The sequence below is a fragment of the Enterovibrio sp. QJM3NY_24 genome, assembly GCF_057786035.1.
Genome location: NZ_CM173520.1, coordinates 260,889 through 274,953, shown reverse-complemented (window position 1 = coordinate 274,953; position 14,065 = coordinate 260,889). Strand labels below are relative to the sequence as shown.

Annotated in this window: 10 protein-coding genes and 1 pseudogene; 5 read left to right on the top strand and 6 right to left on the bottom strand. The window is 46.1% G+C overall.

What is annotated here, in order from left to right:
* The first annotated feature begins 11 nt into the window (after positions 1 to 11).
* The 3 genes and pseudogenes from pdsR to AC3CIC_RS17605 all read left to right on the top strand — a co-directional run bounded on the left by pdsR (position 12) and on the right by AC3CIC_RS17605 (position 3,550).
* The gene (gene pdsR, locus AC3CIC_RS17615) at positions 12 to 707 is read left to right on the top strand and encodes a proteobacterial dedicated sortase system response regulator (protein ID WP_488516534.1); all 696 of its coding nucleotides are present in this window, start codon (positions 12 to 14) and stop codon (positions 705 to 707) included.
* Positions 704 to 2,890 (top strand): proteobacterial dedicated sortase system histidine kinase, encoded by a 2,187-nt coding sequence (gene pdsS, locus AC3CIC_RS17610; protein WP_488516533.1) that lies wholly within the window; start codon positions 704 to 706, stop codon positions 2,888 to 2,890. The genes pdsR and pdsS overlap by 4 nt, the downstream gene beginning before the upstream one ends.
* Before the next feature lie 31 nt (positions 2,891 to 2,921).
* Positions 2,922 to 3,550, top strand: a pseudogene (locus AC3CIC_RS17605) (glutathione S-transferase).
* A 144-nt stretch (positions 3,551 to 3,694) separates the two neighbouring features.
* Here AC3CIC_RS17605 and AC3CIC_RS17600 read toward each other — a convergent pair.
* Positions 3,695 to 4,042 (bottom strand): helix-turn-helix domain-containing protein, encoded by a 348-nt coding sequence (locus tag AC3CIC_RS17600; RefSeq protein ID WP_016958657.1) that lies wholly within the window; start codon positions 4,040 to 4,042, stop codon positions 3,695 to 3,697.
* Positions 4,043 to 4,192: 150 nt separating this feature from the next.
* Here AC3CIC_RS17600 and AC3CIC_RS17595 point away from each other — a divergent pair, with 150 nt between their 5' ends.
* Positions 4,193 to 4,399 (top strand): DUF3283 family protein, encoded by a 207-nt coding sequence (locus tag AC3CIC_RS17595; RefSeq protein ID WP_488516532.1) that lies wholly within the window; start codon positions 4,193 to 4,195, stop codon positions 4,397 to 4,399.
* 78 nt (positions 4,400 to 4,477) lie between these two features.
* On the opposite strand, the gene AC3CIC_RS17590 is transcribed toward AC3CIC_RS17595, so the two are convergent.
* The 5 genes from AC3CIC_RS17590 to AC3CIC_RS17570 all read right to left on the bottom strand — a co-directional run bounded on the left by AC3CIC_RS17590 (position 4,478) and on the right by AC3CIC_RS17570 (position 11,756).
* A complete protein-coding gene (locus AC3CIC_RS17590) occupies positions 4,478 to 5,146 on the bottom strand; it encodes a class I SAM-dependent methyltransferase (protein WP_016958655.1) in 669 nt (222 codons plus the stop codon).
* A 111-nt stretch (positions 5,147 to 5,257) separates the two neighbouring features.
* Positions 5,258 to 6,877: a sensor domain-containing diguanylate cyclase gene (locus AC3CIC_RS17585; RefSeq protein WP_488516531.1), complete on the bottom strand. Its 1,620-nt coding sequence runs from the start codon at positions 6,875 to 6,877 to the stop codon at positions 5,258 to 5,260.
* 160 nt (positions 6,878 to 7,037) lie between these two features.
* Complete coding sequence (locus tag AC3CIC_RS17580; protein ID WP_488516530.1) at positions 7,038 to 7,700, bottom strand: cupin domain-containing protein; 663 nt, start codon at positions 7,698 to 7,700, stop codon at positions 7,038 to 7,040.
* Between the two features lie 193 nt (positions 7,701 to 7,893).
* Positions 7,894 to 9,786 (bottom strand): DEAD/DEAH box helicase, encoded by a 1,893-nt coding sequence (locus AC3CIC_RS17575; RefSeq protein ID WP_016958652.1) that lies wholly within the window; start codon positions 9,784 to 9,786, stop codon positions 7,894 to 7,896.
* Positions 9,787 to 10,091: 305 nt separating this feature from the next.
* Positions 10,092 to 11,756, bottom strand: a complete 1,665-nt coding sequence (locus tag AC3CIC_RS17570; RefSeq protein ID WP_488516529.1) for a GGDEF domain-containing protein — start codon at positions 11,754 to 11,756, stop codon at positions 10,092 to 10,094.
* Positions 11,757 to 11,951: 195 nt separating this feature from the next.
* Between AC3CIC_RS17570 and AC3CIC_RS17565 the strand changes: the two genes are divergently transcribed.
* Positions 11,952 to 13,958: an exoribonuclease II gene (locus AC3CIC_RS17565; protein ID WP_488516528.1), complete on the top strand. Its 2,007-nt coding sequence runs from the start codon at positions 11,952 to 11,954 to the stop codon at positions 13,956 to 13,958.
* The last annotated feature ends 107 nt before the right edge of the window (positions 13,959 to 14,065 follow it).

The window sequence follows — 14,065 nt, the reverse complement described above, 5'->3', positions numbered from 1 at the left end:
TCTGAGTAAAAATGAAACGTATTGCCATCGTAGAAGACGAACCCGCTATCCGTGAAAACTACGCTGACGTGTTGAGAAAACAAGGTTATGCCATCTCCGCCTATGCCAATCGCCAAGATGCCGAAGAGGGTTTCAAGCAACGTTTACCCGATCTGGTCATCATTGATATTGGTCTTGCTGACGAAATTGATGGCGGATTTCAGCTATGCCAAACTGTTCGAGCAATGTCAGCCACCTTACCCGTGATTTTTCTGACGGCGCGAGACAGTGACATTGATACCGTCGTTGGCCTACGCATGGGTGCTGACGACTACTTAACCAAAGACATCAGCCTGCCTCACTTGATGGCACGAATCGCTGCTCTATTCCGCCGCAGTGAACTGTTAAGCCTGGCTGCCACAGACACAGAATCTTTATTGGAACGCGGCAAATTGACGCTCGACCTCAATCGCATGCAGGTCAAATGGGAAGACCATACCGTGGACTTGACCGTCACCGAATTTTGGCTGGTTCATGCCATGACCAAACGTCCAGGTCATGTGCGCAGCCGTCAAGATTTGATGCAAGAAGCGCATGTGGTAGTCGATGACAGTACCATCACATCCCACATCAAACGTATCAGGAAGAAGTTCATCGCTATCGATGCCGAATTTGACTATATCGACACGGTTTATGGCATGGGTTATCGCTGGGATAGCAGCAAATGAAACGCTATTTAGAACCTGTCTGGCGCTGGGTGGCGGGAATTCGCACCAAAGTTGTCTTACTCTCAGGTTTGCTTCTTTTATTACCCTTCATTGGCTACAACTATGTGTGGGAATTGGAAAATGTGTTGCGTCAAGGCCAAGAACAAACCCTGATGGGTTCGGCGCGTGCTTTCTCTATGTCACTCAACCAGCAACCTTCGCTTTTTGAAAGACAGCTAACAACCAAACCCCGATTGGAAAAAGGCAAAGATTTGTACGCTATCGCGCTGCAAACGCCTATCGATCTTGATGGATCAACCCTCGACTGGGACCGTTATAAAGTACATCGAACACATTATGGCGATGGTAACGTTATCTTCAGCCGTTCGCCTTATGAGCCTGACGATCTTCATTTCGATCTCATTCTGGCAAGCGATGGTGACGAGATCTTTGCGCTGATCGATGTCGTCGACTCATCCCCAGTATTAAAGCGCGACAATTCTCAACGCATCGACCGTAATGACCATCTTGTATTGACGTTAACGACCCCAAATGGCGAACTGAAACGTTATGCTATTTCAGCCAGTCAAAGCGGATCTGCAGACGTTTCCTTGATTGAAACGACGATAACAGATGCCGAACATACCTTTCCCTCTGAGGTCATTCGAGGCTGGTGGCAAGAAACCGACCAAGGCTATGTGATCGAACTCGCCATACCTGATTGGTTGGTGGGCGAAAAGCTTGGTATCACTTACTACAATGTCAACGACCCATTTAATCGTGACGTGGAAACTATATTCGCCACCTCAAATTCTCGTAGCGCCGAAACCCTAGGGACTCTCTTAGTGCCTTCGCCTAGCCTTGAGCGCGCATTGCAGAGCATTAATGACGGTAAATCCCGTGTTTGGGTCGTTGATAAACACGGGCGGGTGCTTGCCAAAGCGGGCGATTTGCAATCCGCCAATGGTGTGTGGGAAACCACCATCAAATATCAAGACCCACCATCCGGCATCATGGGTTGGATTCAAACTGAGATTCTTAACCCCATCTACTATCAGTTGCTAGAGCGCCCACCCGAAAATATTATCGACGCAATGCAACATGCTGCCGTCTTCCGTGGTGTAGAAGTGCAGCAAGCCCTAATTGGTCGACCTTATGCCAATTGGCGTATCACACAAGAACAAGGGGCTATGATTTTGTCCGCCGCTTACCCCATCAAGGTCAATGGCAATATTGTTGGTGCAGTCGTTGTCGAGGAAACAACCAATGGCATCACGACACTGAGAAACAAGGCACTTGAACAATTATTCAACGTGTTACTCGCCGTGATTTGTACCGGCGTTGTTGTCTTATTGCTTTTCGGGTCTCACATATCAAAGCGTGTCAGAAAACTGCGCGATGATGCTGAAAGTGCCATTGATCCGCAGGGGCGTGTGCGCCATCAATTAGAACCCGCTGAAAGCAAAGACGAAATCGGCGATCTGTCGCGGACGATGTCGACAATGGTGACCCGCCTCTCCGACTACAACAGTTACTTAGAAAAGATGTCCTCAAGCCTCTCTCATGAATTGAGAACGCCTGTCGCCGTAGTTCGTTCATCGTTGGAAAACCTTGCATTTGTTACCACGGATTCAGACCAAAGCCGTTACATAGATCGCGCTCAAGAAGGCGTTGCTCGGCTTGCTACCATTTTGTCGAGCATGACTGAAGCAACAAGGCTTGAGCAAAGCTTTGAGCATTCAGAAAAGGCCCAGTTCCCTCTCGACAAAGTGGTCGCTGGCTGCGTTCAAGGTTATGAATATGCTTACCCCACGCAAGCATTTTCACTAAAGATAAGCGAAGGATGTTATGACATGGTCGGCGTACCGGAATATGTGGCGCAACTTCTCGATAAATTGATCGCCAATGCTGTTGAATTTCATACACCTAGCTCGGCTATTGATGTTCAGCTGATACCAGATGAACAGCAGGCACGGATCACGGTTTCAAACCTTGGCCCTAAATTACCAGAAAATATGGGAAATCAATTGCTCGCTTCTATGGTCTCTGTTCGGGATGAAAAGCAAAAATCCGACAAGCCGCACTTAGGATTAGGGCTTTACATCGCGCGCTTAGTGGCAGAATTTCACGAAGGTGAGCTTGCCATCGCCAATAGCCCAAGTGGTGATGGCGTTATCGTCACGGTTTGGCTTCCTATGGCATAAACTTAATGTCAGCCAGTTACATGGAGTGGTTATGAAATTATATGAGAAGGTCCTGCACCTAGTGCACAACGCGTTAGCTTATTCATGGCTGAAAAAGGTATTGTGATTCCAAGAGTGGATGTGGACATTCGTGGTGGAGAAAACATCACCGATGCGTTCAAAGAAATCAGTGTAAATGGGAGGATCCCCGTTCTCGAACTCGATGACGGCTCAACACTCTGTGAATCCATTGCAATCTGCCGCTATTTAGACGCTGAATTTCCAACAGATCACGCCCTGTTTGGCGATTGTCCGCTTTCTATTGGTCAGGTCGAAATGTGGAACCGTATTGCTGAATTTCAAGGGCTATTCTCGGCCTTTCAAGCGTTTCGCAACATCACGAGTATCTACGACGACAGAGAACGCTGCGTCGAAGCTTGGGGAGTCGAATCCAAACAGCGGGTTATCGAGTTCTTACCTGTGCTCGAAAAACGCTTAGCGGAAACGCCTTATCTTGCTGGAGAGAGGTTCTCTGTAGCGGATATCACCGCTTATGTCATGTGCGGTTTTATTAAGAACCTGGGAATTCATATCGACGAGTCACTGCCTTCTCTTGTCACTTGGCAACAAAAACTCAGCCAGCGCCCAGCGTTTATTGAAGCATCAGCCGCGTTGGGTTAATCAACAGGCAGCAGATCTATTTGCCGAAGGGTATGTTGTTATCGCATTGGTCAAATCTTTCAGCGAGTCAGCTTAAATAACAATCAACAAGATAGTGAACCATTCACCCACAACACAAAAAAGCCATCCTCGGGATGGCTTTTCTTACATTTCTTTGAGGTATTCGATAAACACTTGGTTGTCTGAGTATTCAACCTTGGTCACTTTCCCATCTACCGTCAGCGATGTTCTCACGGTAACACTCCCCACTGGCGTATTCGCATTGCTATTTCTCAAGCTGGGCAGTGCCTGATGAGGGTCCAAGCCGATCTCTTTGCAGAGTCGAAAGACGAAACTCTGTTCCATTGGAACGTCACCACGCAAAGCTTTAGATAACTCGAGTTGACTGACACCCAATCGCTTCGCCATATCAATTTGCGTAATGCGTAATTTTGCTTTGTACGACATCCAAGCATCATAAAGTGTTTGTCTGTCGTGATAGGTAAATTCCATTGTTTCCCTCTGCTACCTACCCATTTGATAAGGCAATATTAGGGAAAATACCATTTACTGTGTCAGTTAACCGTAAGGGCTGCGTAAGCACTTGTCTCTCTTCTCACTCTTCGCTATGGTAACGCCGTTAATCAGATGATGAGATTTACCATGAGCTACAACCTTGCCCTGCTTCCAGCGGATGAAAAACAAAAAATAGAATTGGACAAACAAGCGTCTTATGCCGTTTGGCAGGTAAAAAATGCATTGGCCGAAAGAAGTACGTTTACGCAGCAAGCACAGGCGTTGAACAACGAAGATGAGCGTGCGCATTTTGTAAACTGTGTAGAGAAATATTCAAGAATAATGGGGCTGTGATCAGCCCCATTCTCCTATCACGCTTTCGGTAACTTTTGCATTTTTGGATAAGCGATAAAACGTGACGCTGTCACATTTCTATTTCTTAGTCAGCAATGCCACATACTTGTTACTGTCATCACAATAGACAACACGACAATTAAAGTTCTTACTTTCAGCAACACGTCTCAGCGTCGACATTCCCACATCAAACCATGGCACTTCTTCACTGACTCGACCGTCAAATTCAAAAGTTAAGTGGCGCGTTCGATAACCTTCATATTTCAGGTTTTCAGAACTGAGAATCAAACGCCCTCCTGGGTAAAGATTGCGATGAGCCAAATCAAGGAAGTGGAAAAAGTTCCTAATATTACCCAGTTGCCCAATCACGCCGCGTAATGCTAACCACGTAAAAGTGCGGTCAAACATGGGGTGTTGATCAAACAAGTGACCACATATCACTGACGGAACCCCACGCTGATGCATGATGGCACACGCTATTGGAGAGCTGTCGACGGAGATAACTTTGATACCCTTAGCGACAAGAAACAGCGAATGCTCTCCACCGTTTGCGCCGATGTTTAAGACACTTCGTCGACAATACGAGAGTGCAATTCTATCTGTGGCAACGTCCTCAGGGCGGCGGAAAAAATCGGACGTCGGTATCACAGACGTTCCATTATTTTCCCTCACAATAAGTTTCCCTGATTTATTGCCGTTGTAATAGCTGGCTAGTGCTGTACCAAATACTTCAACAACGCTCTGCATAAACAATCCCCCTGTTATTCAACTAAGAGAATACGCCGAAGCAATACAGAGATATGTCTCATTTTAACAACAACTGAACTGTATCAGCTTAAAGTGCTAGTACTTTACTTGTCACAACGTGCTTAGATGCTGGCTACGCGCTTTCTTCTTCTCTCGCTTATTATGGTACATCGTTTGATCTGCTTCACTAAGCCATTGTTCTGCTGATAAAATGTTTGAACATAGTTCTTTTTCACCCAAACTTAGGGTCACAGCAATGTTAATTGGTAGTCCCTCCGAGTTGATATCCCGACAGAGTCTTTCCAGTATCTGAGGCACTTCAGATTGGGCGGTATGGCGTAAAAGGACAACGAATTCATCACCACCTATCCGTCCAGCCACATCAGAATCACGAATGTTGCTGGTCAGATGCTCTGCGATCTTTACCAACACTTGATCGCCTACCTCATGACCAAATGAATCATTAATGCCTTTGAACCCATCTGCGTCAATATACACAAGCATTGAAGGGTCACCCGTCATTGAAAATTGCTGATAGGTTTCTCGAATATCATTCATGATGGCGTGGCGAGACTTAATCCCTGTCAAAGAGTCGTACTCAACCAATTGACGTAATTGTTGCGCCATTGTCACCACGTTGTCCCGTTGAACAATTTCTGACGTAATGTCTGTCAGTGTACCCACGCGGTAAATAAGCTCACTATTGCCATCAAAGACGCAATGACCGCTATCACGAATGTGTTTAATGCGCCCGTCAGGAAACAGCAATCGATAGTTCACATTCCATGAATCCGTAGACGATGAGAATCTGGTGACCGATGCTAGCTCTCTCTCTGCAGGGTGGATCTTTTTAAGAAATGCGCGAGGATCACCGTAAAGCGACTCGGCTGATTCTTCCCATACGTTGTCATAGCATTTGTTCACGTAGAAAAGTCGCATCGGATCGGCGCCGGATATCCAAACAACGGAACTGACATTTTCTGCAATCACACGAAACCGTCTTTCAGACGTCGCGATAACATCTTGAAGCTGTTTTTCTTCATGAATATCAAAAACGGAGATGATAAATCTCATATCACCCGACACATCATCAGATACCGCAGAGACAAAAGTTCTCACCCAAAGTTGGTGGCCATGTTTATGTATATATCTCTTGTCTACGTGATACTGCTGTCCACCACGCCCTATCAAATTATGTCTCAGTGGTTTTTCGCTATTGGCATCTGACACATAGGTAAGCTCAAAGTCTTTTTTCGTTTTGAGTTCTTCTTCTCGGTAGCCCAACAGCTGATAAAACGCTTGATTCATATCAAGAAAATGACCATCAGAGTCTACTACTGCCATACCGAACGGGAGTCTGTCCATGGCAACGCCGCCTGGAGCAACTTCTTTTGAATGCAAGGTAAGTGCGGCAACGTATGTCACACCAGAAGAGGTATCGGCAACGCTTACGTTCAAAGAATAGGAGGCATTGGAACACGTGAACTTGATGACCTTGCTGAAAGGCTCAGGTGACGTAAAAACAGGTGGCGTTGAGAAGTGGCGTTGAATGTCCAACCAAACGCCCGCAGAAAGACAATCATCAATATGACTGCTCGTTTGCTCGAACCGCAATATGTTTTGACACTCGCGATTGCTATGAACTATTTCACCTAGCTCATTGAGAATGAGCATCGGGACAGGTGCGATATCGAAGTACAGCATCTGTGATTGATTTTGAGTCTGAAACATCCGAATCCATCATATCCTAGCGTTACTGAGGCACAATCAAGAAAGCGCTCGAACTATCGAGCTAAACACTCAAGCAATATACTAGCGGTATAGTGAGAAGACATCTGTATCAGTATTAAGCCACACGGTAAGAAAGCGCTTTCAAGCTTAGCAGGTTGCGTTACCCACCAGGATAAGGAAGGTGGCCAACTTTCACCCACAACAAGGTATCTTCTTCGGCAAATGGGTTGTATTCGAACATATGCGGATTGCGAAGCCAAGTCCCAGCTGGGTACTTTCCATATTCATCTCGATACTCACCACTAAGCACCAAGATTTCTTCTCCACAAAAATGAGAGATAGAGAAAAAATGCTGACCAGCAGGCCACCGGATCATTGCGACTTGTTCACCATTAAATTCATGAAGCAGCAGCATTCTTAAACGGCCTTGTCCATCAATCCAATGTTTTTCATCACGGGTGTCTATTCGTATCTGATGGTGATCATTAGCAGAAAACTGATGAAGCTTAACGAGGAGTGTGCAGCCAACATGACTAAATGGCGTGTGAGAGGTTCCGGCAGGGTTGCGGATATACGTTCCAGCAGGATAATCGCCAAATTCATCAGAAAACACGCCGTCTAGGACAAGAATTTCTTCTCCAAGTGGGTGTTCGTGATGTTTGAATACACTCTTAGGCGCATACTTTACGATACTTGTTGCGTGCCCTCGTTCTTCCTCTTCACGTGCCAAAGGTTTACGAAGTACGCCATTCATAGGTGAAGGCTGCCAAGCGAGATCATTGGCATTGATAATCACCCGTCTATCAAACTGCATGTTCAGCATAAGACAATCCTCAAACAGGGAAACACTGGTCATACCCAGTTTAGGCTTGCTGTATCAATAATATAGTCCCACATTGATGGAGACAACGTCCCAATATTTGGAACTCATTTATTATTGAGTCTCTGATATCCTAAAATATAACAGGCACAAAAAAGCCGACTTTCGTCGGCTTTTGAATGTCATTTACAACAGATTATGCGTCTGCTGGACGACGGTCAGTGCGAGCTGCAGCTGGACGACCGTTACCACCACGGTCACGATTGAAACGACGCTCACCAGAAGGTTTGCCACCGTTGCCACCGCGAGGTCCGCGCTCATCAAAACGACGTGCACCGCCACCAGCGTTAGCGCCACCATTGCGGTCACCACCAGTACGACGACGTGGCGGCTCCATGTTCACATGACCTTCTACCAGTTGTGCGTCAGTTGCTTTCTGGCGAATACGCAGTTGCTTAAGTTGCGCCATAATTTCATTAGGCATTTTCTTCGGCAATTGAACGTAAGTATGGCCAGTTGCCAACTTGATAGAACCAATGAATTGCTTCTCTAGGCCAAGTTCGTTTGCGATAGCGCCAACGATATCTTTAACCTGAACGCCTTGGTCACGGCCAACTTGCAGTTGGTAAGTATCCCAATCTGCAGCATTGTAGCTACGACGCTCACCGCGATCAGCACCACGCTCTGGACGGCTGCCGTCACGAGGGCGCTCATCACGACGTGATTCACGACGTTTGTTTTCGCGCTCGATAGCAGAAAGCATTGGGTCAGGACCGGTGTAGAACAACGGACGCTTACCTTGTTGACGCTGAAGCAACATTGCAGCTAGCGTTGCAGTATCTACTTCGATTTGCTCTTGAAGCTTCTCGATTAGACCGACAAATGCTTCTAAGCTTTCTTGCTCTTTCTGCTCAAGCAGGTCAGCAGCAAGTGCAGCAAGACGTGCTTCTGCAACCTTGTCGCGCATTGGAAGTTGAATTTCTTCCATGCGAGTAGAAGTGACACGCTCAATGGTGCGCAGCATGCGGATTTGGTTGGTGCGAACCAACAGAATCGCTTTACCTGCACGACCAGCACGGCCAGTACGGCCAATACGGTGAATATACGACTCAACATCAAATGGGATGTCGTAGTTGAATACGTGAGTGATACGTGGAACATCAAGACCACGAGCAACAACATCAGTCGCAACAAGAATATCGATAACACCACGTTTGATGTGATCAACAGTGCGCTCACGTAGAGACTGAGGAATATCACCGTGCAATGCAGCAGCTTTAAAGCCACGTGCTTGCAACCAATCAGCCAGACGCTCGGTATCCTGACGAGTGCGTACGAATACGATAGATGCGTCAGTTTCTTCGGTTTCAAGAAGACGAGACATTGCTTCGTCTTTTTCTACGCCTTTCACTACCCAGTATTGCTGTTCTACTTTCTCAACAGTACGGTTGCTACCAGCAACGTCAATACGAGCTGGATCGCGAAGGAAACGGTCAACGATTTCTTTTACGATCGGTGGCATGGTTGCAGAGAACAACACACGTTGTGCAGTTTCTGGCGCTTGTTCCATGATCCAAGTCACGTCGTCAACAAAGCCCATTTTCAACATTTCATCAGCTTCATCTAGAACGAAAGTTTTCACTTCGTCTAGTTGCAGACGTTCACGGTTGATAAGGTCTTTAACACGGCCAGGAGTACCAACAACAATGTGAGCACCTGAACGTAGAGCACGCATTTGATCAACGATAGAAGCACCACCGTAGATCTCTAGCACTTTCAGGCCAGCAATGTTTTTACCCAGCAATTTAACTTCAGCTGCAACCTGAATAGCGAGCTCACGAGTAGGCGCCATAACAATAGCTTGTGGCTTGTGCTGGTTCAGATCGATTTTGTTAAGAACTGGCAGTGAAAACGCGGCAGTTTTACCTGTACCGGTTTGCGCCTTGCCCAGTGCATCAGCACCAGTCAATAGAAGAGGAATCGAAGCCGCTTGGATTGGCGTTGGTGATACGAAGCCAATTGAATCTAAAGCGGAAAGAAGGTTTTCAGACAGATCTAGCTGACGAAATTCAGTAACGGTATCTTGCATTGGGATCCCAATATATAGACTAAAGTAACGGGGCCCCTGCTAGCGGTTTCGTACTGTTATATTTTACTGATGCAGGGTCATTATTGTTTACGACAATGACTTCCTACTCTCTGCAACAGTAACTAACGCTACGGGCCTCGACAAATAAGGGTCAGAATTCTGCGCTAATAAACCAAAAAAAGCCAGAAAAAATTGAACAAGTTCACAATTTTTTCCTCGACTGTCGACTTTTTGACTGCAATAGCCTAATTCACTAGCAAATTGTCGTTAATTTAGGCATCAGGTCGCATAGCACGCATCACTTTTTAGTCGACACAGACACGATTTCGCCCCAATTTCTTCGCCATCATGCGTTGTTTTTCCGCTTTTTTAAGCAACGTACTTTGCTTGGTAAACAACGAAACACCACACAGATGAACACCAGCACTCAACGTAATGCGTTGGTAAATTGTTGATGTTTTGCTTCTAATATTGAGATGACAAACTGAATTGACAATCTTTTCAGCCAACTCGCGTATCTCAACTTCATCATCATATTGCACTAAAACAACAAATTCACCCGGTGACGTTGTCACCAAATGGCAAGATTCCAGCTCCTCCAAATTGTCTTCGATCGATGCTGTAATTAACCGCAACATTCGATCAGTCGAGTCCACGCCATACTTTTTCTCATACGCGCGGAAAAAATCTATCGCAATGGATATGACAGCAAGGGATGCTTTTTGCTTTCGAACCTGTGAGACAAAACCGGATAAACTCAGCGCCAAGTGTTTTTCATTCGGTAAACCAGTACGGAAATCTGTGATATTTGCCCATAGTCCCTGTTGTTTGGTTCCTGACAATTCCCGTCTTAATTGTGCCAACTCTTTTGCTTGATCCTTGTGCACAATCTGAAGCTCAGAGAATCTCGCATTGGCTGACTCTGTTTCGCGCAATTTAATAATTTTCTGACACACCGACGCCGCAAGTAATTTAATCGCTTCTTTCTTTGGTTCGTCCAATACTGAACGATAAATCAAATTATCAGCCGCGAGCCAACCTATACACTCGTCCCGGTCCCACATCGCCATCATGATGTTCCAACCAATCCCGACTTCCTCTAATCCGAAATAAAGAGGCACGTTTTCTTTCACAATCAATTCGTTTTTCCGAGTAAACGCTTCTTCAATAAACAGACTGTTGGGCATCTCCTGACAAAAATCAGATCGGTCAACCACATTGCCATGGGGATCAGTTCCCCATGTCCCCCACATTTTCAACGTTTCCATATCACAAAGAAAAATGCCCATTCGATCGATTTGGAGTCGATCTCGTCCCAGCTCAATCGCGATTCGACACAGAGAATGTGTCGTCGTTGCTTTGGTGAATCGAAGCGATATTTCGTGAAGGCTTTTTAAGTAGGTGAGCTGAGAAGATAAGGTGCGATTGTTTAAGGCTAGGTTCAACTCGTTTTGCTTTTTAGAGAGTTGCATCTGCGTGAGTTGGTGTTTGAGGACCTTGCATTTCAACTGAAAGGCAGCATCTTGGCGAAGCCAATTGAACGCTTCTCGACGCAGCGTTCTGATTTCGTTTGGTATATCAATCTCAACCAGAACAAAACCCAGTAAACAGTCACTTTTGGTCAGGGGAATAACAGCGTGCTCCCACATGACATGATTTTTTTGCCATCCGCCATGAAAGGGTAATTCAGATACAAATGAAAATTCGTCGTGATATTTTTTGGCGAGAAGTGGCCAGTCAATGAAATAGCCGCTGTATTCTTCAACGGGCTTAAAATTGGCGTAAAAACTAAACACATGCTGCGTTTGACTGGCAGCAAGCCGAAGCACGTCATTTCCCCAAACAAACAACGCGATGTTCTTGATGCCGTTTTGTTTTCTTAGTTGCTCAAAGACACACTTACACCAGGATTCAAGGGTGTCATTCGTCCCTGTTTTTTCAATCTGACGCTCTAATTCAGCACTTTCCATGTGCACACCCACTCACACAACATCGACTGAACCCATTCTGTCATCCGAATCAAATTTCGCATTGCTGTTACATCAACTTTGAGATGCGCCACGAAGTTTTAGCCTGTGTTATTGAGCAAGTTGTTAGGACACACGTCTTGGTTTTAATGTCTTGAATACGTATAGTGTTGCGGTTCACACTCTGAGATCAGGCTAATGTTTCAAGACAATCCGCTACTAGCACAACTAAAACAGCAAATTAAAGAAACCATTCCGAAAAAAGAAGGCACGATCAAAGCCACAGAAAAAGGCTTCGGTTTTCTTGAAGTTGATAATAAAACCAGCTACTTCATTCCACCTGTATACATGAAGAAAGTGATGCATGGTGACAAGGTTGTCGCGCTGATCCGCACCGAAAAAGAGAAAGAAATAGCGGAACCCGATGAATTATTGGAGCAATCCATTACTCGATTCATCGGTCGAGTAAAAATGATCCGCAATAATCTAAATGTCGTCCCTGACAGTCCCCAGCTAAAAGACGCTATACGTGCTAAGACGTGTAAAGGGCTAAGTCATGATGCGTTATCTGACGGTGACTGGGTTGTGGCGAAACTTATCCGCCACCCTTTAAAAGGTGAAAACGGCTTCTTTTGTGAAATCAGTGAAAAAATCACTGACGCAAACGACAAGGGTGCACCTTGGTGGGTAACATTGGCAAAGCATGATCTGCCGAACCAAGAACCCGCACCTCAGACAAATTGGGAAATGCTCGACGAATCGCTCATCCGCGAAGATCTGACCCAAGTGCCATTTATCACTATTGACAACGCCTCAACCAAAGATATGGACGATGCGTTGCACACGGTAGCGAACGAAGATGGTACCTATACGCTGACCATCGCTATTGCTGACCCAACAGCATATGTTGCCGAAAGCACAGAACTTGATAAACAAGCCCGCGAGCGCGGTTTCACTATCTATCTGCCTGGTCGTAACATTCCAATGTTGCCTCGCGAGTTGAGCGACGACCTTTGCTCCTTGCGTGAAGAAGAAATTCGCCCTGCACTTTGTTGCCGTGTAACCGTTCAAGCCGATGGCACGATTGCCGAAGACGCCACTTTCTTTTCAGCCACCATCAAATCGCAAGCTCGTTTAGCGTATGACAACGTGTCTGATTGGATTGAGAACGGTCACAGCGAAAACTGGCAACCATCAGATGTCATTGCAGAGCAAGTAAATGCGCTCCACCGCCTTGCAAAGGCGCGTGTGAATTGGCGTGAAACCAACGCAGTGACCTTCCCTGACCGTCCAGACTATCGTTTTGAGTTAAGCGAAGACAATGACGTTATCGCCATACACGTTGACCCACGTCGTATTGCCAACCGCATGGTTGAAGAAGCAATGATCACCGCGAATATTTGTGCAGGTCGTGCTTTGCGTGAGCATTTTGGCTTTGGTGTGTTTAACACTCACGCTGGTTTTTCTACTGAGAAAATGGCGGATGCCGTTGAGATGATCAACCAACATGGTGGTGACGTAAACGCAGACACACTAGCAACCGTTGAAGGTTTCAGTGCATTGCGTCGCTGGTTGAACACCCAAGAGACCACCTTCTTGGACAATCGTATTCGTAAATATCAAGCATATAGCGAAGTGGGTACGGCACCCGCCCCGCATTTTGCAATGGGTCTGGATGTTTACGCAACGTGGACATCTCCAATCCGTAAGTATGGCGATATGGTTAACCATCGCCTACTTAAAGCGATCGTGCGTGGCGAAACCGCGGCACAAACGCCTGACGAGCTGATAGGCGATGAGCTGGCGCTGCACCGCAAGCATCATCGCATGGCCGAGCGTGACGTTTCTGACTGGTTGTATGTGCGCTTGCTTAAAGACAGCGTAAAAGAAAAGAAAGCTTTCTTGGCTGAAATTTTCGATATCAACCGTGCCGGCATGCGTGTTCGTCTTCTTGAAAATGGCGCAATGACCTTTATTCCTGGTTCATTGATTTGTGAGAACAAGAAACGCGTTGAATGCAATGCTGATATGGGAACCATCTCCGTTGACGGTAATAAAGAATTCCAACTGGGCGACCAGATTGAAGTGAATATTACTGACATCAAAGAGGCTACCCGCTCTATTGTCGGGAAGCCAACGAGAGAGTTTGCTGTTGTTGCAGAGAAGCTTGAAGCAGAAGATGCGGTTGCTACAAAGGGCGAATAACCTATCGCACCTTTAGTCTTCGAAGAAGCCAGACATCGTCTGGCTTTTTTTTGATCTGTTGATGGTCAGTTAGCGAAATTTTGGCAATAAAAAACCCGGTCCATGGA